This is a genomic window from Sphingosinicella sp. BN140058 (genome assembly GCF_004135585.1).
GTDB lineage: Bacteria > Pseudomonadota > Alphaproteobacteria > Sphingomonadales > Sphingomonadaceae > Allosphingosinicella.
The window spans coordinates 557,583-582,592 of the sequence record NZ_CP035501.1; the positions used below are offsets into that span (position 1 = coordinate 557,583).

Consider the following 25,010-nt stretch of genomic DNA (forward strand, 5'->3'; position numbering starts at 1 on the left):
TCAGCCCCCGCGTTCCTTGGCGAGCAAATGCGCCTTGCGTTCGAGGCCCCAGGCATAGCCACCCGGTGATCCGTCGCCGCGCTGGGCACGGTGGCATGGGATGAGGATCGCCACCTTGTTCGATCCGCACGCCGTGCCGGCGGCACGCGCCGCGCCGGGTTTGCCGGCGCGGGCGGCGAGCGCGGCATAGCTCAGGCTTTCGCCGGGCGGTATTCTCGACAGCTCGCGCCACACCGCCTCCTGAAAGGCGGTACCCCGGACGTCGAGCGGCAGGTCATGCGGCCGCGCCGGCGCCTCGACCGCAGCCACCGTCCGGCGCACGAGATCGGCCATCGCAGCACCACCCTCCTCGATCGTCGCGTGCGGGAAACGTGCGCGCAGATCGGTTTCGTCCTGGTCGAAGGTCAGGCTGCATATGCCCTTGGCGGTCGCCGCGACCAGCATCGTGCCGAGCGAAGTCTCGGCGACCGCCCACCTTATCGTCTCGCCGCGGCCGCCGTCCCGCCACGCCGACGGAGTCATTCCGAGCCGCCCTTTGGCTTCGGCATAGAATCGCCCTGGTCCCGAATAGCCGGCATCGTACATCGCCTCGGTGATGCTTGCGCCGTCCGCCAAGCTTTCCGTCATCGTCCTTGCCCTCTTGCCGCGTGCGTAGGCAGCCGGGGTCAGGCCGGTCGCCCGTTTGAACAGTCGGTGAAAATGAAAGGGTGAATAGCCGGCCGCGTCGGCCAGCGCCTCGAGCGGCGGCGGCGTTTCGGCGGTCTCGATCAAGCGCAGCGCCTTGCGCAAAGCCGCCGCTTCGCGGCTGACCTCGTCCGGCCGGCAGCGCAGACAGGCTCTGAGGCCCGCCGCCGCCGCCTCGCTGCCGCTGGCGAAAAAGCGTACATTCTCGCGCTTGGGATGGCGGGCGGCGCAGGACGGCCGGCAGTAGATGCCGGTGGTCAGCACGCCGGTGACGAAGCGTCCGTCCGCCGCCTTGTCGCGGGCGATCACCGCCGCCCAGGCGGCTTCGGCATCGATCGATGCCTGTCTGATTTCCATCTGTTCCATGCCTTCGCTATACGTCCGCCGGATCGGCGCCACACCCCGGCGCTTGCTTTCAAAGTCAGGGGCTTGCGAGGCCCTGCCGCGCCTTGCATCCCCCAAACGCCTTTGCTACGGCGCGCGCAACCCATCGGGGCTTGGTTCGCAAGCCCCCTTTTTGCATGGGCTTTATGGGGCCGCGCTCTCCGTCGGGGGGCGCACAACAGGCTTCATGGTTTCGATTCTGGAGGGTGGAGCGCGCGTGGAGAATTCCGGCGGCATTCAGGCAAGTCTCGCGGGCCGCTATGCGACCGCTTTGTTCGAACTGGCCCGTGACGAACGGCAGCTCGAAGCGGTCGGCGCAAGCCTCAACGCCGTGCGCGATGCGCTGCGCGATTCGGCGGATCTGCAGGCGCTGACCACCAGCCCGCTGATCGGCCGCGACGAAAGCGTGAAGGCGATCCGCGCCACCGCCGCATCGATGGGCCTCGATCCGATCACCTCCAATTTCCTCGGCGTTCTTGCCCAGAACCGGCGCCTCGGCCAGCTCGGCAACGTCATCCGCTTCTTCAACCTGCTCGCCGCACGGCATCGCGGCGAGACTACCGCGGAGGTCAAGTCGGCGCACCCGCTGAACGACGATCAGATCGCGGCGCTGAAGAGCAATCTCAAGACCCGGCTGGGCCGCGACGTCGCGGTCGACCTGACCGTCGATCCCGCCATCCTGGGCGGCCTCGTCGTCAAGGTCGGCTCGCAGATGATCGACGACTCCATCCGCACCAAACTCAACACCCTCGCCCACGCAATGAAGGGCTGAAAGCCCGCAACGGCTTCGATGAAAGGCTGATAATGGACATCCGCGCCGCTGAAATTTCCAAGGTCATCCGCGACCAGATCGCCAGCTTCGGCACCGAGGCCGAAGTCTCCGAAGTCGGCACCGTGCTGTCGGTCGGCGACGGCATCGCCCGCGTCTACGGCCTCGACAACGTCCAGGCCGGCGAGATGGTCGAGTTCGCCAACGGCATCAAGGGCATGGCCCTGAACCTCGAAGCCGACAATGTCGGCGTCGTGATCTTCGGCTCCGACTCGGAGATCCGCGAGGGCGATACCGTCCGCCGCACCGGCACCATCGTCGACGTTCCGGTCGGCAAGGGTCTGCTCGGCCGCGTCGTCGATGGTCTCGGCAACCCGATCGACGGCAAGGGCCCGATCGATTCGGTCGAGCGCCGCCGCGTCGAGGTGAAGGCGCCCGGCATCATTCCGCGCAAGTCGGTGCACGAGCCGGTGCAGACCGGTCTGAAGGCGCTCGACGCGCTCGTCCCCGTCGGCCGCGGCCAGCGCGAGCTGATCATCGGCGATCGCCAGACCGGCAAGTCGGCCGTCGCGCTCGATACCTTCATCAACCAGCGCGCCGCCAACCAGGGCGATGACGAGAGCCAGAAGCTCTATTGCATCTACGTCGCCGTCGGCCAGAAGCGCTCGACCGTCGCCCAGATCGTCCGCGCCCTGGAAGAGAATGGCGCGATGGAATATTCGATCGTCGTCGCCGCCACCGCGTCCGAGCCGGCGCCGCTGCAATTTCTTTCGCCCTACACCGGCTGCACGATGGGCGAGTATTTCCGCGACAACGGCATGCACGCCGTCATCGTCTATGACGATCTGTCGAAGCAGGCGGTCGCCTACCGTCAGATGTCGCTGCTGCTGCGCCGTCCGCCGGGCCGCGAAGCCTATCCGGGCGACGTCTTCTATCTCCACTCGCGCCTGCTCGAGCGCGCCGCCAAGATGAACGAGGCGAACGGCTCGGGCTCGCTGACCGCGCTGCCCATCATCGAAACGCAGGCGGGCGACGTGTCGGCCTACATTCCGACCAACGTCATCTCGATCACCGACGGCCAGATCTTCCTCGAGACCGAGCTCTTCTACCAGGGCATCCGTCCGGCCATCAACGTCGGCCTCTCGGTCAGCCGCGTCGGCTCCGCCGCGCAGACCAAGGCGATGAAGAAGGTCGCCGGCTCGATCAAGCTCGAGCTCGCCCAGTATCGCGAGATGGCGGCGTTTGCCCAGTTCGGCTCCGATCTCGACGCCTCGACCCAGCGCCTGCTGAACCGCGGCGCACGCTTGACCGAGCTCCTGAAGCAGCCGCAGTTCAAGCCGATGCCGGTCGAAGAGCAGGTCGTCTCGATCTTCGCCGGGGTGAACGGCTTTATCGATACGGTGCCGGTCAATGCCGTGACCCGCTTCGAAAGCGCCCTGCTCGCCTTCTTCCGCTCCGAACACCCCGAAGTGCTCGGCAAGATCCGCGATACCAAGGCGCTCGACGACGAGACCACCGGCCAGCTCAAGACGCTGATCGGCGATTTCGCCAAGACCTTCGCTTAAGGGAAACGCCGTTCGTCCTGAGCCTGTCGAAGGACCTTCTTTCTCCCTTTCGGGATGAACAAGGAGAGGGCTTCGACAGGCTCGGCCCGAACGGAATTGTAGAAGCAGGAAAAGAATGGCCAGCCTCAAGACGCTCAAAGGGCGGATCGCGTCGGTCAAGTCGACGCAGAAGATCACCAAGGCGATGAAGATGGTCGCCGCCGCCAAGCTGCGCCGCGCCCAGCAGGCGGCGGAGGCCGGCCGCCCCTATGCCCAGCGCATGGAAAAGGTGATGGCAAGCCTCGCGTCCAAGGTCGTCGTCGGCCCGCAGAGCCCGAGGCTGATCGCCGGCACCGGCGCCGAGCAGACCCATCTTCTCGTCGTCTGCACCTCCGATCGCGGCCTCGCCGGTGCGTTCAACACCAACATCGTCCGCGCCGCGCGCAAGAAAGCCGACGATCTGATCCGCGAGGGCAAGACCGTCCATTTCTACCTGGTCGGCCGCAAGGGCCGCGCGGTGATCGGGCGCCTCTTCCCCAAGCAGATCGTCCACCAGCACGATACCGGCTCGATCAAGCAGGTGCGTTTCGACGACGCGCAGGAGATCGCGCAGGATCTGGTCCAGCGCTACGAAGCGGGCCAGTTCGACGTCGCCCACCTGTTCTACGCCCACTTCCAGTCGGCGCTCGTCCAGGATCCGGTGACCCAGCAGATCATCCCGGTTTCGATGCCCGAGAGCAGCGGCGCGGCGGCCACAGGCGTCGAAGCGGCGGTGGAATATGAGCCGGAGGAGGAAGACATCCTCGCCGCTCTGCTGCCGCGCAACGTGGCCGTGCAGATCTTCCGCGCATTGCTGGAAAATGCCGCGTCCGAACAGGGCAGCCGGATGACCGCGATGGACAATGCCACCCGCAATGCCGGCGACATGATCAACCGCCTGACCATCCAGTACAACCGGACTCGTCAGGCTGCGATCACCACCGAGCTCGTCGAAATCATCTCGGGCGCCGAAGCGCTCTAAGACAGTCAGAAGGCAAGGAAAAAAGCCATGGCCACCGCCGCAAACGCCACCACCACCGCCACCGGGCGCATCAGCCAGGTCATCGGCGCCGTCGTCGACGTGACCTTCGACGGCGAGCTGCCGGAGATTCTCTCCGCGCTCGAGACCGAGAATAACGGCAACCGCCTGGTCCTCGAAGTCGCCCAGCATCTCGGCGAGAATACGGTCCGCACGATCGCGATGGATTCGACCGACGGCCTCACCCGCGGCCAGCCCGTGCGCGACACCGGCTCGCAAATCCGGGTCCCGGTCGGCCCGATGACCCTGGGCCGGATCATGAACGTCGTCGGCGAGCCGATCGACGAGCGCGGCCCGATCGGCGCCACCGATACCGCCCCGATCCATGCCGAGGCGCCCTTGTTCGTGGATCAGTCGACCGAGACCTCGATCCTGGTCACCGGCATCAAGGTCATCGACCTGCTCGCCCCCTACGCGAAGGGCGGCAAGATCGGCCTGTTCGGCGGCGCCGGGGTCGGCAAGACCGTGCTCATCCAGGAACTGATCAACAACATCGCCAAGGGCCATGGCGGCACCTCGGTGTTCGCCGGCGTCGGCGAGCGCACCCGCGAGGGCAACGATCTCTATCACGAGTTCCTCGATGCCGGCGTCATCGCCAAGGATGCCGAAGGCAATCCGACGCCGGAAGGCTCGAAGGTTGCTCTGGTGTTCGGCCAGATGAACGAGCCGCCGGGAGCCCGCGCCCGCGTCGCTCTGTCGGGCCTCACCATCGCGGAATATTTCCGGGATCAGGAAGGCCAGGACGTGCTGTTCTTCGTCGACAATATCTTCCGCTTCACCCAGGCGGGTTCGGAAGTGTCGGCGTTGCTCGGCCGCATTCCTTCGGCGGTGGGCTATCAGCCGACCCTGTCGACCGACATGGGCCAGCTGCAGGAGCGCATCACCTCCACCAACAAGGGCTCGATCACCTCGGTTCAGGCGATCTACGTTCCGGCCGACGATCTTACCGATCCGGCGCCGGCGACCTCCTTCGCCCACCTGGACGCGACCACCGTTCTCTCGCGCGCCATCTCCGAGCTCGGCATCTACCCGGCCGTTGATCCGCTCGATTCGACCAGCCGCGTGCTGGAGCCGCGCACCGTCGGCCAGGAGCATTACGAGACCGCCCGCGCCGTTCAGGAGATCCTGCAGCGCTACAAGTCGCTCCAGGACATCATCGCCATTCTCGGCATGGACGAGCTGTCGGAAGAGGATAAGCTGGTCGTCAGCCGCGCCCGCAAGATCCAGCGCTTCCTGTCGCAGCCCTTCCACGTCGCCGAAGTGTTCACCGGCATTCCGGGCAAGTTCGTCCAGGTCGACGACACCGTCCGCTCGTTCAAGGCGGTCATCAACGGCGAATACGACCACCTTCCCGAAGCGGCCTTCTACATGGTCGGCGGCATCGAGGAAGCGGTCGCCAAGGCCCAGAAGCTGGCCGCCGAAGCGGCGTAAGTGTCACTCCCTCTCCCCTTCAGGGGAAAGGGTCGGGGAGAGGGAAGAGTCGCTCGCGCTGCGGGTTTGGAGACTCCCCTCTCCCGGCCTCTCCCCAAAAGGGGAGAGGAGGTAAGGAAATGAACCAATGGCCGATCTCCATTTCGAACTCGTCACGCCAGAGCGTCTCGTCCGCAGCGACGACGTCTACATGGTCGTGGTTCCCGGCAGCGAGGGTGAATTCGGCGTGCTCGCCGGCCATGCGCCCTTCATGTCCACTCTGCGCAACGGCGACATCGCCATCTACCGCACCGCCGGTGCGGAGCCGGAACGGATCCCGGTCGAAGGCGGCTTCGCCGAAGTCAGCGATCGCGGCCTGACCGTGCTCGCCGAGCGGGCCGACGTTCCCGCCTGACGCCCGTCGAGAGCCGACAACGGGGCCGCGCTTCCAACCGGAGCGCGGCCCTTTCTATTTGTCCCTGGTATAGCGCCAGCTCTGGGCTCTGCTGCCGTCCGCCAGCGAAATGGTGGCGATCAGTGCTGGGCCGTCGCGGCGATAGGCGATGCGCTGCGGGTAATCGTGCGCTGCATTGACGAATACCGCCTCCCCTGCGGCGCCGGCCTCCCACCGGAATGCGACCGGTGCCTTTCCCTCCGGTGATCCCCAGAAAACCAGCCTTCCCTCCGCATCCGGCGCGATCCGCATGAACTCGAAGCTCTTGGCGACCTCGCCGTTCCCGCTGAGGCCGGTGCCGAGCAGCACGCCCCCGCGCTGCGCCGACCAGGTCTCCTGAGTCCAGCGCGAGCCGTCTTCCGCGGTCCAGCTGCCGGCGAGCCAGCCGAGATCCGGCGTGGGGGCGGCGATCACGAGCGCAAGCAACAGCATGGGCGACTCCTCTCCCGGATCGCATAGTCTAGCTCGGCGCTCCGCCCAGGTCCTTCACTCTTTGCGCGCGCCACAGCAGCAGGCCGCCGGCGATGATCAGGGCGGCCCCGCCGAAGGCGGCCGCATCGGGTGCATCGCCGAACGCGATCCAGCCGAGGCCGGCGGCGACGAGCAATTGCACATAGGTCATCGGCGCGACCACCGACGCGTCGGCGCGCTCGACGGCGGCGAAGATCAGCGCGTGCCCCAGGGTGGCGAAGCAGGCGACCGCAAGGCATTTCCCGACCACCGCCGGCGAGGGCAACCCGATCGCCGCGAGGCCGAGCCTCGACAGCACGAACGCGGCCGCGATCAGCAGCGGCGCGGCGATCGCGGCGAGCAGCAATTGCATGACCAGCATCGGCGCATCTCCGGCCGCCTTGCGGTTGAACATCATCAGCCAGCTCATCCCGAAGGCCGCGCCGATCGGAAACAGTGCCACGGCGCCGAGCGCGTACAGATTGGGCCGCAGCACGACGAGTACGCCCGCAAAGGCGAGCAGGGTCGCCAGCCAGGTCGCCCGCGTGGTGCGCTCGCCGAGGACCAGCGGCGCCAGCAGAGCGGTCATGATCGGGCTGGTGAACTGAATTGCGGTGGCATCGGCGAGCGGCATCACCATCACCCCGCCGAAGAAACAGAGCGTCGCCACCGAAACGGCGACGCCGCGTCCGAATTGCAAAGCGGGCCGCGGCAGCACGAAACCGCCGCGGCCATGCCGCAGCGCCACCAGCAGGGCGAGGCCGATCGTGCCGAACGTATAGCGCAGCGCCGAGACCGCTGGGGCCGGCCATTCGCCCGCCATCGATTTCACGACGGCGTCGCCGCATGAAAGGCTGACGAAACCGCAAAGCGCTATCAGGAGTGCGGTTCGCGCAGAGGCGCGAGCGGGAGCGAAGGTCGTCGAAGCCACGGCGCCCCTTCTTCCGCGATTAGGCAATTGTCAAAGTTTCCCGCCTATTCACCACCCTCGAACATGTTTCTTAGGGTTCGCGCAATATGAGTGCATTCGGAAGGCGAGGCGGTAGTGGCGGATCCGGGCTGAGGCCCGCGTTCGGCGTGGCTAAGCCGATGAAGGGCCCCGGCGGCCCGACCCCGCTTTCCCCCGAGCCGGCTGCGTCCGGTGGCGATCAATTCCCGCCGATCGACGCAATGGAGTTCGCGTCGGAAGACGTCACGCCCGGCGGTCCGGATCGCACCGACGCGATGTCGCGGCTGGCCGACCGGATGGCCGCCATCAGCGAGTCGCCGGTCTCACGCAACGAGGGCTTCGAAGCCTCGATCCACCGGATCAAGGAGCAGGTCCTCCCCCGTTTGCTGGAGCGAGTCGATCCGGAAGCGGCCGCAACCCTGTCCAAGGACGAGCTTGCCGAGGAATTCCGGCCGATCATCGGCGAAGTGCTCGCCGAGCTGAAGATCAATCTCAACCGACGCGAGCAGTTCGCGCTGGAAAAGGTGCTGGTCGACGAGCTGCTCGGCCTCGGCCCGCTGGAAGAGCTGCTCAACGACCCTGAGATCAGCGACATCATGGTCAACGGCCCCAACCAGACCTTCATCGAGAAGCGCGGCAAGCTGCAGGTCGCCAACATCCAGTTTCGCGACGAGGAACATCTGTTCCAGATCGCTCAGCGCATCGTCAACAAGGTCGGCCGCCGCATCGACCAGACGACGCCGCTCGCCGACGCCCGTCTCCCGGACGGCAGCCGCGTCAACGTCATCGTGCCGCCGCTGTCGCTGCGCGGCACCGCCATCTCGATTCGTAAATTCTCGGAAAAGCCGATCACGGTCGACATGATGAAGAATTTCGGATCGATGTCGGAGAAGATGGCGACCTGCCTGAAGATCGCCGGCGCCAGCCGCTTCAACATCGTCATTTCCGGCGGTACCGGCTCGGGCAAGACGACGATGCTCAATGCCCTGTCGAAGCTGATCGATCCCGGCGAACGCGTGATCACGATCGAGGACGCGGCCGAACTTCGCCTGCAGCAGCCGCACTGGCTGCCGCTCGAAACCCGCCCGCCCAACCTCGAGGGCCAGGGCGCGATCACGATCCGCGATCTCGTCATCAACGCTCTGCGTATGCGCCCAGACCGCATCATCCTCGGCGAGATTCGCGGCAGCGAGTGTTTCGATCTGCTCGCCGCGATGAACACCGGCCATGACGGCTCGATGGCAACGCTCCACTCCAACTCTCCGCGCGAATGCCTCGCGCGTATGGAGAACATGGTGATGATGAGCGATATCAAGGTTCCCAAGGAAGCGATCAGCCGCCAGATCGCGGATTCGGTCGATCTCATCGTCCAGGTGAAGCGCCTTCGTGACGGCTCCCGCCGCACCACCAACATCACTGAAGTGATCGGCATGGAAGGCGACGTGATCGTCACCCAGGAATTGTTCAAGTTCGAATATCTGGACGAGACCGCGGACGGCAAGATCATCGGCGAATATCGCGCAATGGGCCTGCGCCCCTACACGCTCGAGAAGGCCAAGCAATATGGCTTCGACCAACCTTATCTGGAGGCGTGTCTCTAAGCCGTACGCCTGCGCCGTCGCCGCCAGTCCAAGGACCGCCGGTTGAGATCGCCGAGATCGGCGGTTCCGGCAAGCACTCGCTCGGCGAGCGCCGTTGCGGCAGCGAGTTTGGCTTCGTCGATATGCGCATAAGCCGGACGTCCGGCGACATGGTCGTACCAGATGCCGCCGCATGCGGCATCGAGCAGAATACGCTGGAAGCAATGGTCGTCGCGGACCGGCCACCCTCGTTCGACCGCTGCCCCCGGCAAAATCCGCTTGGTCAGATCCAGCCAGCGCCGCTCCAGCGAAGCCCGATCAGACAGGGATGCACGCCTCGTCCGGTCGCACCCGATCGGGAAGGTCGGGCTCGGCGCTCATGGAGAAGGTGAAGACGGTCGCCGATTCCTCCGATCCGAGCGACAGCGTTCCGCCGTGCGCACGGGCGATCTCGGCGGCGATATAGAGGCCGAGACCAAGGCCTTCGCTGCGCCCGCCCGGGCCACCGCGCTTGAACGGATCGAACAGGGTGCGGCGCCGCTCTTCGGAAATCGGAGCGCCGCCATTCGCCACTGAGAGCAGAAATTGCCCGTCCCGGCACGAGGCGCGTACCGTCACCGGCTGCTCCGGATCGCCGTGACGAAGCGCGTTGCCGAGCAGGTTGGACAACAATTGGGCGAGACGCGCTGCGTCGCAGATGACGGTCGGCACGGGTTCGATCTCCGCGCGGATGTCCCGCTCCGGGTAGACCGCGCGGAGCTCCGCGACCACTTGTTCGAGCGCTGCGGCAAGGTCGCCGTTGATTGCAAGGCGCAGGGTGACGCCGCCACCGAGCCGCCCCCGGGCGAAATCGAGAACGTCGTCGATCAGCCGCGCCATACGGCGGCAGGAATCCTGCATCAGCGACAGCACCTTGGCAGGACGACCGTCGAGCTTCGCATCGGCGAGCAGACGGGTTCCGGCCTCGATAGACGCGAGGGGGTTGCGCAGGTCGTGGCCGAGAACGGCGATGAACTGGTCGCGCAGCTCCGCCGCGTGGGTCGCGTCGATCAGCGCCGCCTCGCTGCGCCGCAGCCGCTCGCCCGCATCGAGGTGCAAGGCGATCAGCTCCGCGAACAGCGAGAAGGTCTCGACCGCCGGACCTTCCTTGAGCCGCGCCGGCTCGGGATCGATCGCGCACAGGGTGCCGAAAAACTCGCCGTTGGTGCGCACGATCGGCATCGAGATGTAGCTCTGGAAGCCGTACATCTGCGGGGTCGGATGATCGCGAAAGTCGGGATCGTTGGCGACGTGATCGATGATCACTGCGCGGCCGCTTTGCCTGATTTCGTCGCAGATCGTCGTGGCGAGAACGAGCTCCCCGCCCGGCGCAATCCCGAAACCGATGTCGTCGCGCACCGCGCACGCGGTCCAGCTCTGATCGGTGACTCGTGCCACGGCTGCGAAGCGCATACCGGTTACCCGGCAGACCGCGCTCAGGATCGTCGGCACGGCGTCGATCGCCGCAATCGCGGCAACGTCTTGGGCAATCTCGCGAATCGTGCCTCTCCCAGATCCGGCCGATGACGGACTAGCCGACCACCCGGCAGGAGTCGAACCAGGGCGGATCAGCCCGCCTTGATCGCCAGCGCGAGCGCGACCACCGACGCCATGAAGGACAAAACCTGAATCAGGTTCCAGGGAACCCATCCGACGCGATCCAGGTGCCGCCGACGATTGCGGCGGTGCTCGGCGACGGCCGCGGTTGCGGCGAGGACGAACAGCACGCCTGCCGCGGCCCAGAGGAAAGTGCCGGGGTCGGTGAAATCGAGATCGCTCATGTGCGCGCCGTCGCTCTGCTATGGACCCTTGTCTTCCTGCGCGCTTGCCTCACCGTTACCCTTCCGTCATGAGCTTGCCGACGTGAGATAGGGAGAGGTTGATGATCCGCCAGACCATGTTCGCCGCAATTGTCGCAGGAACCCTCCTCTCGGGCTGCGGCCCCACGGCCGGGGCGGAGCGCGCTGCAGCCGCCTCCGTCTATGCCGACACTTCGATCGCCGCCGCGATCGGCGCCGAGACCCGCACGCCCGCCAACGTCGCCCGCGACCAATATCGTCACCCGCGCGAGACGCTGAGCTTCTTCGGCGTTGAGCCGGACGACACCGTCGTCGAGATCTGGCCCGGCGGCGGCTGGTACACCGAAATCCTCGCACCCCTGCTGCGCGAACGGGGGACGTATTGGGCGGTGGCGTCCGAGCGGGGGCTGAACGGCGTCCGCGGCCTGATCGCCAAGGATCCGGCGACCTATGGTCAGATCCGTCTTGCCGCCTTCCCGGCGCAGGGATCGGACGCACGTGTGCCGGAGGGCAGCGCGGACGTCGTCCTCACCTTCCGCAATGTCCACAACTGGCTGATGGCGGAGCCGCCGATCGGCGAGGAGGCTTTCCGTCAGGCGTTCGCGATGCTGAAGCCCGGCGGCGTCCTGGGTGTCGTCGATCACCGGCTGCCCGAAAGCGCCGATGCGGCGCGCGAGCGTTCGTCGGGCTACGTAAAGGTTTCGACCGTGCGCCGCCTCGCCGAAGCCGCAGGTTTCCGGCTCGCCGCAGAATCGGAGATCAACGCCAATCCCCGCGATACCAAGGATCACCCGAACGGAGTCTGGTCCCTGCCCCCGACCTTCCGCGGCGGCGACGTCGACCGGGATCGTTTTGCGGCGATCGGCGAAAGCGATCGCATGACGCTGAAGTTCGTCAAGCCGGACTGATCAGTCCTTCACCACCATCCCGTCCTTCATGACGAAGGCGACCCGCTTCAGCACGGTCACGTCCTGGAGCGGGTCGCCGGCGACGGCGATCACATCCGCGCGCTTGCCGGGCTCCAGAGTCCCGATCTCCGCGGAGAGATCGAGCAGGTCGGCGGCATTGACCGTTGCCGCCTTGATCGCTTCCGCGGGCGGCAGGCCGTGCTTGACCAGCAATTCGAACTCGTCGGCGTTGCTGCCGTGTCTGGAAACTCCGGCATCGGTTCCGAATGCGATCTTCACCCCCGCCGGATAAGCCTTTTCGACATTCTTCCCGGTGATCCCGATCCGCCAGCGAATCTTCGGCATGACCTCCGCCGAATAGGCGTTGGGGTCGGCGGCGAGCCGCTCGAGATAGCCGTTCACGGTCGACAGGGTCGGCACCAGATAGGCGCCGCTGCGCTTGAACAGCCGAACGCTCTCGTCGTCCAGCATCGTGCCATGCTCGATCGACGCCGCCCCGGCGGCGAGCGCCAGATTGATGCCGTCCGCACCATGGGCGTGCACGGCGACCTTCTTGCCGTAGAGCCGCGCGGTGTCGGCGATCGCTTTGGCTTCATCGTCGAACATCTGTGCGCCGAGGCCGGCGCCGATGCGACTATTGACCCCGCCGGTGGTTGCGATCTTGATCACGTCGGCGCCGCGGCGCACCTGCAGGCGCACCGCACGCCGGCACGCATCGGCGCCGTCGCACAGATTGTCCTGGATGATGCCGGCGTGGAGATCCTCCGCCAGGCTGAGCGTCGAATCCATGTGGCCGCTGGTGGTGGAGATGGCGCGCCCGGCATCGACGATGCGCGGGGAAACCAATTCTCCGCGCGCCGCTGCGTCGCGGATTGCCAGCGTGGCGCCGCTGCCGTCGCCCAGGTTGCGCACCGTGGTGAATCCGGCCTTGATCGTCTTGCGGGCATTGGCGAGCGCACGCAGCGTCTTTGCGGGTGCATTGTCGCTGACGTCCTCGACCAAAGCTGCGACACCGCCCGCATCCGTTTCGAGGTGGACGTGGGTGTCGATCAGTCCCGGCAGCACGTACGCCGCCGAGAGATCGATCAGCCGCGCGCCGACGGGCGGCGGCGCCAATCCGTCGATGATCTCGCTGATCCGCCCGTCGCGAACGATGATGGTCGACGGCCCGCGCACGGCCCGGCCGGGCCGATCGAGCAGGTGACCGGCATGAATGACGGTCGATCGTCCTTCGGAATGGGTGACGGCAGACGGCTGGACGGCAAGCGCGGAAGAGCCGGATGCGATCAGCAATCCGGCGAGTGCGAGTCGCATGGAATTCCCCCCTTGCCGCCGGCCCCGCGCCGACCGTTGCCGGCCGACGCCTCGGCGCCGCCAGGCCTCTACTTGCCGAGCTTGTCGACCTTCGCCTGGAGCGCGGCGAGCTCGTTGCGCAGACGGTCGATCTCGTTCTCGCGCGCGGGCGGAGCCGGTTCGGCGGCGCCTGTCTTTGCCGATGCGGGCGCTGCGCGGCCTGCCGCATTCTGGAACAGCTCCATGTTCCGACGGGCCATCTCGGCGAACGGACCGCCGGTGAACGCACCGGCGAGCGCGTCGCGAAACTGCTCCTGATTGCGCTGGAACGCCTCCAGCGAGGCTTCCAGATATTCCGGCACCAGAGACTGCATCTGACCGCCATACATGCCGATCAGCTGGCGGAGGAAATTGACCGGCAGCATCGTCTTGCCGCGCGCTTCCTCGTCCATGATGATCTGGGTCAGCACCGCGTGGGTGATATCCTCGGCCGTCTTCGCGTCGACGACTTTGAATTCCCGTTTCTGCCGGACCATCTCGGCCAGCCGTTCCAGGGTTATGTAGCTGGAGCTTTCCGTGTCATAGAGGCGGCGGTTTGCATATTTCTTGATGATGACGACATCGTCGCCGGACCCAGCTGCCATGAACCGTCCTCCCGAGCCTTTGCAAAGTGCATTAGCACCAACGCTTTCTGCACCGCAACAGAAGCCGCGTCCACTCCCTCTGTTCCTTGCCATGTTGCGCAGCGAAACCGCACAATCGCCGAACCGGTTGGCCCAGGCGCTTCTCGGCCTCCGCGCCTATCAGGAAGCGCCCCGCGCCACCCCGCTCCCGCCGCTGCCGGCAATTGCGGAAGCGCACGGCGCAGCGCTGCGCGATTACGGCGGCGACGGACGGCCGGTGGTGTTCGTACCGTCGCTGATCAACCCGCCCAATATCCTCGATCTTGCCGCCGAGCGCTCCCTTTTGCGCTGGCTGGTCGCGGCAGGGCATCGCCCGCTGCTGGTCGATTGGGGTGCGGATGTGGCGCTGCGCCGGGATCTCTCGGTGACCGATCATGTCGAGAAGATCCTGGTTCCACTCGTCGAGTCGATCGGAGAGCCCGCTGCCCTGGTCGGTTATTGCCTCGGCGGCACCATGGCGCTCGCGGCGGCGTCGGTGGCGCCGGTTCGAAGCCTCGCCACGATCGCCGTGCCGTGGCGCTTTTCCAGCTATCCGGAGCAGGCACGGGCGCTGCTCGCCCGATTGTGGGAACAGGGCCGGCCGAGCGCCGATCGGCTCGGGCTCTTCCCGATGGAGCTGCTGCAAAGCGCCTTCTGGAGCCTGGATCCGGCCCGCACCGTCGCCAAGTTCGAGCGGTTCGCGGGTCTGGAGCCCGATAGCGACGGGGCACGCGGCTTCGTCCTGCTGGAGGACTGGGCCAATGACGGCCCTCCCCTCGGCGGCGCCGCGGCGCGCGAAATGTTCGAGGATCTGTTCGCAGCCGATCTGCCGGGCCGTGGCGCGTGGAAGGTCGGCGGCAGGCCCGTCGATCCGACGAACCTGTCGGTGCCGCTGCTCAACATCGTCTCCACGATCGATCGAATCGTTCCCGCCGAGAGCGCCGCAGACGCCGGCCAGCGACTGGAGATCGACAAGGGCCATGTCGGCATGGTGATCGGCGGCGGCGCCCGCGAGCGCCTTTGGCGCCCCTTGAGCGATTGGCTTTTCCGGGTCTGAGCAAGCTGCTAGGGCACGGCCGAACTCGACGCGCCCGCGTCCGCCAGGAGATCCGTTCATGACCGATGTCGTCATCACCGCTGCCAAGCGCACCCCCGTCGGCGCGTTCCTCGGCGCGTTCGCGACCACCCCGGCCCACGAGCTCGGCCGAATCGCGGTTGCCGCCGCGCTCGAGCAGGCCGGTGTCGCGCCCGAGGACGTCTCGGAGGTCATCCTGGGCCAGGTGCTGACTGCCGCGCAGGGCCAGAATCCGGCGCGTCAGGCGTCGATGGCCGCCGGCGTGCCGAAGGAGATCCCGGCTTGGGGCGTCAACCAGGTCTGCGGCTCCGGGCTTCGCGCCGTCGCCCTTGCGACGCAGGCGATCCAGACCGGCGATGCGACCATCGTCGTCGCCGGCGGCCAGGAGAGCATGAGCCTTTCGAACCACGCCCAGGCGCTGCGCGCCGGCACCAAGATGGGCGGCCTCGAACTGGTCGACACGATGATCAAGGACGGTCTAACAGACGCCTTCAACGGCTATCATATGGGCATCACCGCGGAGAATCTCGCCGAGCGCTATCAGGTCACGCGCGAGGATCAGGACGCCTTCGCCACCGCGTCGCAGAACAAGGCGAGCGCGGCGCGGGCGGAAGGCCGCTTTGCCGACGAGATCGTGCCGGTGACGCTCAAGACCCGCAAGGGCGAGAGCGTCGTCGACAAGGACGAATATATCCGCGACGGCGTCGAGCAGTCCGGCCTTGCCGGGCTTCGGCCGGCCTTCCGCAAGGACGGCACCGTCACCGCCGGCAATGCTTCGGGTCTCAACGACGGCGCTGCGGCGCTGGTGCTGATGAGCCGTGAGGAAGCCGAGCGCCGCGGCGCACCGATCCTCGGCCGGGTCGCGAGCTGGGCCTCGGCCGGCGTCGATCCTTCGATCATGGGCATCGGCCCGGTTCCCGCGACCCAGCGCGCGCTCGAGAAAGCGGGCTGGACGATCGCCGATCTCGACCTCATCGAAGCCAATGAAGCCTTCGCGGCGCAGGCGCTCGCGGTCGGCAAGGAGCTCGGCTGGGATGCCGACAAGGTCAACGTCAACGGTGGGGCGATCGCCATCGGCCACCCGATCGGCGCCTCGGGCGCCCGCGTGCTGACCACCCTGCTCTATGAAATGGGGCGCCGCGACGCCAAGAAGGGCCTCGCCACCCTGTGCATCGGCGGCGGCATGGGCATTGCCCTCTGCGTCGAACGCGACTGATCCGGGCGCAGCTTCCCTTCATTCCCATTCCCCTTTGAGCCGTCACAAGCAACCTCGTGCGCCCGCTCCTCAGCGTGGTGCCCGGGCCGAAGAAGTGCGGCCTACTCTGAAGGCATCCCGAAACACGAGAGCCGAGAGAAGGTCGTTCCCCGTTCAAATCGTTCACAAAAGCGTCGAACCTTATAGGTTTCGTTTCAATACCATATTTCGAGCAACATGTGACAAGTGTTGCAAGTATGAGACATTGTCTCCGCTTTCTGAATTTCCGTTCATCTAGGCCTTGAACAGCCCCTCACGTTGGTATCTTTGAGCCGCAGAAGCCGCAGACTAAGCGGCGCGCACCTATTCAGGGGTTGAGGGATGAGGAAAATTGGACTTCTCGGCACGAGCGCAATTCGCTCGGTCGCTTTCGCGGGGCTCGTAGCAGCTTCGATTACGCCCGCACTTGCGCAGGACGGCGCCGGCAACACCGACGATCCCGCGACGCTGCAGAGCGAGCAGGAGATCGAATCCGGTCAGGATGCCTCCGCAGGCGCGCAGGGCGAAGAGACGATCACCGTCACCGGCTCGCGCATCCGCCGGCCGAACCTGGATTCGAACGTTCCGGTAACGTCGATCGCTGGTGAGTCCTTCATCCAGGCCGGCGACACCAACATCGGCGACGCGCTGAATGAGCTTCCCCAACTCGCCAGCACCTTCGCACAACAGAATCCAGGTTTGGGGATCGGCATCGCCGGCCTCAATCTCCTGGATCTTCGTCAGTTGGGGCCGCAGCGCACGCTCGTCCTGGTCAACGGAAGACGTCACGTTGCCGCTGACATCACGAACAATGCTGCCTCTGTCGACATCAACACCATCCCCAACGATCTCATCGAACGGGTTGATATCGTCACCGGGGCGCAATCCGCGATTTACGGCTCGGACGCCATTGCCGGCGTCGTGAACTTCGTTCTTCGCCGCGACTTTGAAGGCGCTCAGATCCGCGGCAATGCTGCTGTTGCCGAAGAAGGCTATGGCGGAGAGCAGTATGTCTCTGCGATGGTCGGCAAGAACTTCGGCGACAATCGCGGCAACGTGACGCTCCACGCCGAGTATGCCAACCAAGAGCGGGTGTTCGGCTCCCAGGTTCCGCGCTATCGGCAGGTGAACGGGCTTATCACCGTCGATGTAGATTCCACGCCCAGCGACGGGAATCCGGACCGCATCTTTTTCCGCGACGTACGCAGCGCGACCAACAACCGGAATGGATTGGTCCCGGTAACGCAGGCCATTGGCGGGGCCGCGCCCTGCGGCACGAGCGGAGCAGCAAATGCCGCACCGTTCAACTGCGTCTACATCTTTGATGCGGCAGGGCGACTGATGCCGCAGACCGGCACGCGCGTTGGCACGACCCTCAATGGGTCATTCATCGGCGGGAACGGACAGACTGGTCGCGAGGACACGCTCCTTTCGATCCTCCCGGAGGTCCAGCGCTATAACGTCAACCTGCTCGGGCATTACCAGTTTAGCGACGCCGTCGAGTTCTTCGTTGAAGCGAAATATGCCCGCGCCGACGCGATCGGCAACAACGCAAGCCCGACATTTACCCAAGGCGGCTCTTTCACGGAAAACGGATTGGGCAGCGCGACCCCGCAGCGCGAGCGCTTCCGCCTCGACAACCCGTTCCTCAACCCTGCCGACCGGGCCTTCTTGGCGAACGCGTTCATCACGTCCGGCTGCGATCCGACGATAACCGGGTCTGCCTGCGCCGCGCCGCCTCCCGTGACGACGCCGCCCACTGCGGCGAGCGGAACCCGCCTTTCTGCGGCGGAAATTGCGCAGATCATGGCCGGAACCTATCGTTTCCCGATCGGCAAGCAATTCCTCGACATCGGCATCCGGGATGAGGTGTTCAAGCGCGAGACATATCGCGGCGTAGTCGGACTGCGTGGCACGTTCAACGATGACTGGAGCTACGAGGTCTCCGCAAATTACGGCGTCTTCAAGCAAGACAACACGAATCGCGGCTTCGTTGACCGGCAACGCTTCCTGCTTTCACTCGATGCGGGCATCGATCCGGCCAATCCGGGCGCAGGCATTCAGTGCCGCGCGAAGTTCGATCCGGCCGCCCGTGTGCCTTTCCAGTCGGCAATCCTTACGGCAGCGCAGAACGCCTTCATTGCCGCACGGCTTGCGTCTGACATCGCCGCGTGCGTTCCCTACAATCCGTTCGGACCAGGTGGTGCCCAGAACCAGGCGGCATCGAACTATTTCGTCTACACCAACCATGATAGCGCGAAGATCGACCAGCTTGTGATCTCCGGCTTCGTATCCGGCGACAGCAGCCAGGCGTTCGAGCTTCCAGGCGGGCCTGTGCGCTTTGCGCTCGGCGGGGAATACCGGCGGGAAGATGCCGAATATATCAACGATCCGATTGCACTGCAGGGCGTAACGAACGCCGTGGTACTCGGCACGGCGACGCCCGCGGCGACGAAGGTCAAGGAAGCTTTCGCCGAGATCCAGCTCCCGATCCTCAAGGATGTTCCCTTCTTCGAGGAATTGACCGTCACCGCAGCGGGTCGCGTGTCCGACTACAACACTATCGGGACCGTCTATGCCTACAATGCGGGCATCGAGTGGGCGCCGATCCGCGACGTCCGTTTCAGGGCCAATTATGGCCGGTCGGTTCGCGCCCCCAATCAGTCGGAAACGGCGTTCCCTGTTGTTCCAAATTTCGCGCCGGGCTTCGCTGACCCTTGTTCGGGATCCCAGATCGCGACGGGCTCCGCAACGCGGGCTGCGAATTGCCTGTCGGACTTGGGGGCTGACCTTCTGGCCAGCATCTCCTCGCTCGGTGCGCCGTCACTGCCTGTGCTGAGCGGAAGCAATCCGGATCTCGCCGAAGAGAAATCGGACTCGTACACGGTCGGTGTCGTCATTCAGCCGCGCATGATCCCGGGCCTTTCCTTCAGCGCGGACTACTTCGACATCAAGGTCAAGAATGTGATCGTTGCACTCGGCGCTCAGGCGATTGCCAACAATTGCTATGACTCGCCGACGCTCGAAAACGCGTTCTGCGACCTGTTCGAGCGCTACCGCGGTGCGAACCCAGGTCCGTCCGGCGAAATACCGGGTCAGATCTTGGGCAACAGCCTCCGCCAGGTCCCGCTCAACTTCGCAAGCCGCGTCCGTCGCGGCATCGACTTCGATGTGTCTTATCGCACGCGTCTGGGCGACAAGGCTCGCTTGAGCACCAACCTCATCTACGTCCACAATCTCAAGAACAGCAATTTCCAGGATCCTCAGAATCCGGACTTCGAAAACCGGGTTCTCAGCGAGCTCGGGACTCCGAAGGACGAGTTCCGTTGGGATACGGATCTTGCCTTCAATGAATTCACCTTCGGCTATCAGATGCGCTACATTGGGCCTCAATACGTGAGTGTCTATGAGGACTTCAATGAACTGCAGGGCCGACCGGCTGAAAACCCGGATTACGCGGACACGATCAAGTATCCGAAAACCTTCTACCATAATATCCGCCTGCAGTGGGACATCCCCGGTGCAAATGGCGGGGAGAGCAAGTTCCGGCTCTATGGCGGGATCGACAATCTGCTGAACACCTTCCCGCCGCTCGGCCTGACCGGCACGGGCACCGGAGGCGCCGGTGGTGATCGCGGCACGGGTAACGCATCGATCTTTGAGGCGCTTGGGCGAACGTTCTACGCTGGCGTCCGCGCCCGCTTCTAAGATCACGAGCAAACAGAGGATGGGGCTGGGAACGTCGTTCCCGGCCCCTTTTTTTGTCGCAGCGAGACGCGCGTCCCCGAAGGCCGCAGCGACCATCCGAGCTGCCGACCCTTTGCACGTGGCACACCTTTGTTATGATCGCGGCGCCGACAGAGCAGGCCGGCGCGACGATCTCCATCTTGAGGCTTTCCGATGCAGCAGCTCAGCAATGAACAAGCGGAACGTCTGATCCGGGAGGGCGTGCAGGCGCTTCAGAACGGCCGCGCATCGGTGGCGCGTTCGCTGTTCGAAAGGGTAACCGACACCGGACGCGCGAACGCACAGATATGGCTGCTCCTGGCAACCGCATGTCGCAGTGAAGGCGATGCGGCGGGAACCGAAGCCGCTGTGGACCGGCTACTCGCGCTCGAGCCCCGAATGGTGCGCGCACATATTCTGAAAGCCGATTGCCGGGCGATTGCAGGCGACGATGCGGCTGCACTGGGCTTCTATGAGGGCGCGCGGCTGATCGCCGAGGGGCAGTCGCTTCCGGCGGATCTCGCTGCCGAACTGCGGCGTGTGGAGACGGCGATCCAAGGCTTGAAAGCCGGCATCGAGGCCCGAAGAGAAGCGTCCCTCACCCAGTTGGGCCTCACTCCGGCAAATCGCAGCCCCAGATTTCAGCAGGCGCTCGACATTCTTTCGGGTCGCAAGCGGATCTATGTGCAGGAACCCACGGCCTTCTACTTCCCGGGGCTTCCTCAAATCCAGTTCTATGACCGGGCGGCCTTCGACTGGGTCGCCGACGTCGAGGCGCGCACAGATGCGATCCGGCAAGAGCTGACACAGCTAGTGGAAGTCACCGGCACCAGAGATTTCCGGCCCTATATACAGTCTGACCCGAACCGACCCCGGCGTGACGACAATCCTCTGCTCGACAGCCCGAATTGGAGCGCCCTGTTTCTGATCGAGAACGGCAGGCGTGCGGACGAGATCATCGCTCGCTGTCCGGAGACCTGGAACGCCGTGCAAGCGGCGCCCTTGCCCCACATGACGAACTCGCCCAGCGTCATGTTCTCCCTCTTGCGTCCGGGCAGCCGCATCGTGCCGCATACCGGCATGTTCAACACACGCTTGGTCTGTCACCTGCCGCTGATCGTGCCGCCCGCTTGCGGCTTCCGGGTCGGCAACGAGGTGCGGGAATGGGAAATCGGCAAGCTTTTCATCTTCGACGACACGATCGAGCACGAAGCCTGGAACGACGGCAAGGATGACCGGATCGTGCTGATCTTCGATATCTGGCGGCCGGAACTGACGGAACGGGAGAGACATGAAGTGACCGCGTTGTTCACGGCGGTCTCCCCCGCTGGTTGACGGCGCTATCCAAGCCGGGAACTTTGCAGCTGCGCTCCTTTGGCGGACCCCGTCGCACCGCTTGATCGGGAAATCATTCAGCGACCGCACCCAGGACCATCTCGGAGTTTCCAACCACCCTTCCGGCAATTTCTGGCAACGCGCCGCAACCGCGGTGTGCGCAGCCCACAGCCTGCGAAGCCGGCGCCGGCAACCAAGCCTGCATACCCATGTCGCGTAGTCCGAGCGCTGCGGGGACAGGCAGGCACGTTGACCCTCCCCGCGGTCCATCCCGTTGTGTTGCAATTCGGTTACATCAGTCGCATTTCCGCACCGCTTTCCGCCTGACCCCTTGATAGCCTTTGCTTATTGGTCTCTGCACGCCCCAGAGGCCGCGGTGAAATGCGGTCAGATGCAAAGGGATATCTTAGGGATGAGAAAGACCGGACTTCTGGGCACGAGCGCGATTCGCTCTGCCGTGTTCGTGGCCGCTTCGATCGCGGCCTTCACGCCGGCTCTGGCGCAGACCGCTCCGGAAGACGATGAGACCGCGAGCGGCGCGCAGAGCGAAGCCGAGATCGAGTCGGACACCGCTGTCGACAACGCCAGCACCGACCAGGTGATCACGATTACCGGGTCGCGTATCCGTCGACCCAATCTCGAGTCGACCGTTCCGATCACCTCGATCGGCGGCGAGGAGTTCTTCGAGACCGGCAACGTTTCGGTCGGTGACGTCCTCAACGATCTTCCGGCGCTCCGGTCCACGTTCAGCCAGTCGAACTCGACCCGCTTCCTCGGTACCGCCGGCCTCAACCTGGTCGATCTTCGCGGCCTCGGCACGCAGCGCTCGCTGGTGCTGGTCAACGGCCGCCGTCACGTTGCCGGCGACATCCTGAACAACGCTGTTTCGACCGACATCAACACCATCCCGACCGATCTGATCGAACGTGTCGATGTCGTCACCGGCGGCAACTCGGCGATCTACGGTTCCGATGCCATTGCTGGCGTCGTCAACTTCGTCCTGAAGCAGAATTTCGAAGGTGCCCAGGTTCGCGGTCAGGGCGGCGTCAGCTCCTATGGCGATGCCGGCTCCTATTTCGGCAGCGTCCTGCTCGGCAAGAACTTCGCTGGGGATCGCGGCAACATCGCGATCAACGCGGAATATGCACACCAGAACCAGTATTTCGGTTCCGGCCGCCCGAACATCGCGCGTCAGGACGGCTTCCTCGTCGTCGACACCGATCCGATCGGCAGCGACGGCAATCCGGACCGCGTGTTCTTCCGCGACATCCGCTCGGCGACCCTGAACAATACGGGCCTCGTCCAGTTCGGCCGTGACGCCAATTCCGCGTTCAACTGCGGCCGTGCCGCGAACGGCAGCTTCTTCAACTGCCCGTACCAGTTCACCACCGACGGACAGCTCGTTCCCGTCACCGGCACGCGCGTCGGCATCGGTCCGAACGGCAGTTTCATCGGCGGCAGCGGCGAGAATTTCCGTGGCGGCGAGCAGTTCCAGCTCGCGCCCAAGCTCGATCGCTACAACATCAACGTCATCGGACACTTCACCGTCTCCGACGCGTTCGAGCCGTTCTTCGAAGGCAAGTATTCCCGCACCGAAACCTATGGCTCGGGAAGCAGCGGTCCGGCCTTCATCACCGGAACCACCCTCGGCAGCTCGCGTGAGCGCGTCCGTCTCGACAATCCCTATCTCAGCGCGCAGGCCCGCGGTGTCCTCACCGAGAACTTCCTGCGCTCGGCCGTCAACGTCAACACCGGTGCGGCTTTCGAGGATATCGAAAACGACGACGGCTCGATCACGACGGCGGCGGAGCAGCTTGCGGCACAGCGCGCGGCGGTTACCGCCGGTACGTTCCGCTTCAACCTGCGTGAAAACCTGCTTGGCCTCGGCGTTCGCGCAGAGGAAGCGGTTCGCGAGACCTGGCGTGGAGTCGTTGGCGTTCGCGGCACGTTCAACGACGACTGGCAGTATGAAGTCTCGGCCAATTACGGCCAGTTCAAGGAGAAGACCGAAGTTCAGGGCAACCTGAACGTCCAGCGCTTCCTGCTCGCCGCCGATGCCGCGATCGATCCGTCGAACGGACAGATACGCTGCCGCTCGCAGTTCAATCCCGCCGCAGCGATCCCCTATGTCGATGGCAGCTCGCTGCTCGCCGGCGACGTGGCCGCCTGCACCCCGCTCAACCTCTTCGGCGGTCAGTTCACGCAGGCGCAGCGTGATTACCTGCTGCAGAACACCACCTCCGTGGGCAAGATCACCCAGTTCGTCGGCAACGCCTTCCTCTCGGGCGATCTCAGCCAGCTGTTCGAGCTTCCGGGTGGGCCGATCGGCTTCGCGCTTGGCGCGGAATACCGGCGCGAGACCAACTCGTTCCGCGCCGATCCGCTGGTTGAACAGGGCTACACCTTCTACAACGCTCTGCCGACGTTCAATCCGCCGGCCTTCGAAGTGAAGGAAGCCTTCGGCGAACTTCGCGTTCCGATCCTGAAGGACACCCCGTTCTTCAAGGAACTGACCGTCAGCGCCGCCGGCCGCGTCGCCGACTATAACAACGCGACCGGAACCGTCTTCGCCTACAATGTAGGTGTCGACTGGTCGCCGATCCGCGATCTCCACCTGCGCGGCAACTACTCGCGCGCGGTGCGCGCTCCCAACCTGGTCGAGCTCTACTCGGCGCAGGGGCAGAACTTCGCACCGGGCTTCGTCGATCCTTGCTCCGAGCGGAACATCGGCACCGGCTCTGCTACCCGTGCGGCCAACTGCACGGCGGCTGGACGCCCCGCCGGTTACGACTTCGTCTACAACGGCTCGCTGGAAATCGTCAGCGGCGGCAATCCGGATCTTCGCGAGGAGACCTCGAAGTCCTGGACGTTGGGCGGCGTGTTCCAGCCCAGCTTCATTCCCGGGCTCTCGATCTCGGTCGACTATTACAACATCAAGGTCGACAACGTGATCTCGTCCCTGACGGCGCAGGACATCGCCGACCAGTGCTATGACCAGGCTTCACTCGACAATCCCTATTGCGACCTGTTCCAGCGCGCCGGTGCCAGCGGCGGCCCCAACGGCGAGATCCCGTTCCAGATCCTCGAGGGAACCCTGCTGCAGTCTTCGCTCAACTTCGCGAGCCTCAAGGCCCGCGGGATCGACACCGAAATCGCCTACCGGCACACGTTCGATTTCGGTCAGCTGAGCACGCGCCTCACCTACACGCACGTGCTGCAGCGCGATGACTTCCTCAACCCGGTCGACCCGAGCGTTGCCGATCAGATCCTCTACGAGCTGGGCGATCCGAAGGATGCGTTCAACTTCCGTGCGGACCTCAAGGTCGGTGCCTACACGTTCGGCTATCGCCTGAACTTCATCGGCAAGCAGGTGATCAACTTCGCGGAAGACATCTTCTCGGTGCAGGGCCGTGATCCGGAAAATGCGGATTATGCCGACCGCGACTTCTACCCGAAGGTCTTCTACCACGATTTCCGTCTCGGCATCGACGCCACCGACAAGTTCAACTTCTACGTGGGCGTCGACAACGCGTTCAACCGCAAGCCCCCGCTTGGGCTCACCGGCATCGGTGGCGGGAGCAGCATCTACGATCTTCGTGGGCGCTTCTTCTATGGCGGTGTGGTCGCGAAGTTCTAA

The 25,010-nt window shown here is 65.0% G+C and carries 20 protein-coding genes; 12 read left to right on the top strand and 8 right to left on the bottom strand.

What is annotated here, in order from left to right:
* Positions 1–1,041: a bifunctional DNA-binding transcriptional regulator/O6-methylguanine-DNA methyltransferase Ada gene (gene ada, locus ETR14_RS02490; protein ID WP_129383202.1), complete on the bottom strand. Its 1,041-nt coding sequence runs from the start codon at positions 1,039–1,041 to the stop codon at positions 1–3.
* 244 nt (positions 1,042–1,285) lie between these two features.
* Between ada and ETR14_RS02495 the strand changes: the two genes are divergently transcribed.
* The 5 genes from ETR14_RS02495 to ETR14_RS02515 all read left to right on the top strand — a co-directional run bounded on the left by ETR14_RS02495 (position 1,286) and on the right by ETR14_RS02515 (position 6,284).
* A complete protein-coding gene (locus tag ETR14_RS02495) occupies positions 1,286–1,840 on the top strand; it encodes a F0F1 ATP synthase subunit delta (RefSeq protein WP_129391214.1) in 555 nt (184 codons plus the stop codon).
* Between the two features lie 32 nt (positions 1,841–1,872).
* Positions 1,873–3,402 (top strand): F0F1 ATP synthase subunit alpha, encoded by a 1,530-nt coding sequence (gene atpA / locus ETR14_RS02500; protein WP_129383203.1) that lies wholly within the window; start codon positions 1,873–1,875, stop codon positions 3,400–3,402.
* A gap of 115 nt (positions 3,403–3,517) precedes the next feature.
* Positions 3,518–4,402, top strand: a complete 885-nt coding sequence (locus ETR14_RS02505) for a F0F1 ATP synthase subunit gamma (RefSeq protein WP_129383204.1) — start codon at positions 3,518–3,520, stop codon at positions 4,400–4,402.
* 27 nt (positions 4,403–4,429) lie between these two features.
* Positions 4,430–5,890 carry a F0F1 ATP synthase subunit beta gene (gene atpD / locus ETR14_RS02510; protein WP_129383205.1) on the top strand — a complete coding sequence of 487 codons (1,461 nt, stop codon included), beginning with the start codon at positions 4,430–4,432 and terminating at the stop codon, positions 5,888–5,890.
* Between the two features lie 127 nt (positions 5,891–6,017).
* On the top strand, positions 6,018–6,284 hold the full coding sequence (locus ETR14_RS02515) for an ATP synthase F1 subunit epsilon (RefSeq protein ID WP_129383206.1): 267 nt from the start codon (positions 6,018–6,020) through the stop codon (positions 6,282–6,284).
* Between the two features lie 54 nt (positions 6,285–6,338).
* Here the strand turns inward: ETR14_RS02515 and ETR14_RS02520 are convergent, their stop codons facing one another.
* On the bottom strand, positions 6,339–6,755 hold the full coding sequence (locus ETR14_RS02520) for a DUF6265 family protein (RefSeq protein ID WP_129383207.1): 417 nt from the start codon (positions 6,753–6,755) through the stop codon (positions 6,339–6,341).
* A 28-nt stretch (positions 6,756–6,783) separates the two neighbouring features.
* Positions 6,784–7,704 carry a DMT family transporter gene (locus ETR14_RS02525; protein ID WP_129383208.1) on the bottom strand — a complete coding sequence of 307 codons (921 nt, stop codon included), beginning with the start codon at positions 7,702–7,704 and terminating at the stop codon, positions 6,784–6,786.
* Positions 7,705–7,790: 86 nt separating this feature from the next.
* Here ETR14_RS02525 and ETR14_RS02530 point away from each other — a divergent pair, with 86 nt between their 5' ends.
* A complete protein-coding gene (locus ETR14_RS02530; protein ID WP_129383209.1) occupies positions 7,791–9,323 on the top strand; it encodes a CpaF family protein in 1,533 nt (510 codons plus the stop codon).
* Here the strand turns inward: ETR14_RS02530 and ETR14_RS02535 are convergent.
* The 3 genes from ETR14_RS02535 to ETR14_RS02545 form a co-directional block, all read right to left on the bottom strand.
* On the bottom strand, positions 9,320–9,574 hold the full coding sequence (locus ETR14_RS02535) for a GCN5-related N-acetyltransferase (protein ID WP_243455730.1): 255 nt from the start codon (positions 9,572–9,574) through the stop codon (positions 9,320–9,322). The two genes, ETR14_RS02530 and ETR14_RS02535, sit on opposite strands and share 4 nt — an antisense overlap.
* A gap of 46 nt (positions 9,575–9,620) precedes the next feature.
* A complete protein-coding gene (locus ETR14_RS02540; RefSeq protein ID WP_243455731.1) occupies positions 9,621–10,793 on the bottom strand; it encodes a GAF domain-containing sensor histidine kinase in 1,173 nt (390 codons plus the stop codon).
* A 116-nt stretch (positions 10,794–10,909) separates the two neighbouring features.
* Positions 10,910–11,122, bottom strand: a complete 213-nt coding sequence (locus ETR14_RS02545; RefSeq protein ID WP_129383212.1) for a hypothetical protein — start codon at positions 11,120–11,122, stop codon at positions 10,910–10,912.
* Positions 11,123–11,226: 104 nt separating this feature from the next.
* On the opposite strand from ETR14_RS02545, the gene ETR14_RS02550 reads away from it, so the two are divergent.
* A complete protein-coding gene (locus tag ETR14_RS02550) occupies positions 11,227–12,048 on the top strand; it encodes a class I SAM-dependent methyltransferase (protein ID WP_371416806.1) in 822 nt (273 codons plus the stop codon).
* On the opposite strand, the gene ETR14_RS02555 is transcribed toward ETR14_RS02550, so the two are convergent.
* Together ETR14_RS02555 and phaR are read right to left on the bottom strand one after the other, a co-directional pair.
* Positions 12,049–13,362 (bottom strand): amidohydrolase family protein, encoded by a 1,314-nt coding sequence (locus tag ETR14_RS02555; RefSeq protein ID WP_129383213.1) that lies wholly within the window; start codon positions 13,360–13,362, stop codon positions 12,049–12,051.
* Between the two features lie 68 nt (positions 13,363–13,430).
* Positions 13,431–13,985: a polyhydroxyalkanoate synthesis repressor PhaR gene (gene phaR, locus ETR14_RS02560; RefSeq protein ID WP_129383214.1), complete on the bottom strand. Its 555-nt coding sequence runs from the start codon at positions 13,983–13,985 to the stop codon at positions 13,431–13,433.
* A 91-nt stretch (positions 13,986–14,076) separates the two neighbouring features.
* On the opposite strand from phaR, the gene ETR14_RS02565 reads away from it, so the two are divergent.
* From ETR14_RS02565 to ETR14_RS02585, 5 genes are all read left to right on the top strand, one after another.
* On the top strand, positions 14,077–15,060 hold the full coding sequence (locus tag ETR14_RS02565; protein WP_206185948.1) for an alpha/beta fold hydrolase: 984 nt from the start codon (positions 14,077–14,079) through the stop codon (positions 15,058–15,060).
* Positions 15,061–15,118: 58 nt separating this feature from the next.
* Positions 15,119–16,294, top strand: a complete 1,176-nt coding sequence (locus ETR14_RS02570; protein ID WP_129383216.1) for an acetyl-CoA C-acetyltransferase — start codon at positions 15,119–15,121, stop codon at positions 16,292–16,294.
* Positions 16,295–16,654: 360 nt separating this feature from the next.
* Positions 16,655–20,020: a TonB-dependent receptor domain-containing protein gene (locus ETR14_RS02575; protein ID WP_129383217.1), complete on the top strand. Its 3,366-nt coding sequence runs from the start codon at positions 16,655–16,657 to the stop codon at positions 20,018–20,020.
* Positions 20,021–20,212: 192 nt separating this feature from the next.
* Positions 20,213–21,373, top strand: coding sequence for an aspartyl/asparaginyl beta-hydroxylase domain-containing protein (locus tag ETR14_RS02580; RefSeq protein WP_129383218.1), 1,161 nt, complete (start codon positions 20,213–20,215; stop codon positions 21,371–21,373).
* 412 nt (positions 21,374–21,785) lie between these two features.
* Positions 21,786–25,010 (top strand): TonB-dependent receptor domain-containing protein, encoded by a 3,225-nt coding sequence (locus tag ETR14_RS02585; protein ID WP_129383219.1) that lies wholly within the window; start codon positions 21,786–21,788, stop codon positions 25,008–25,010.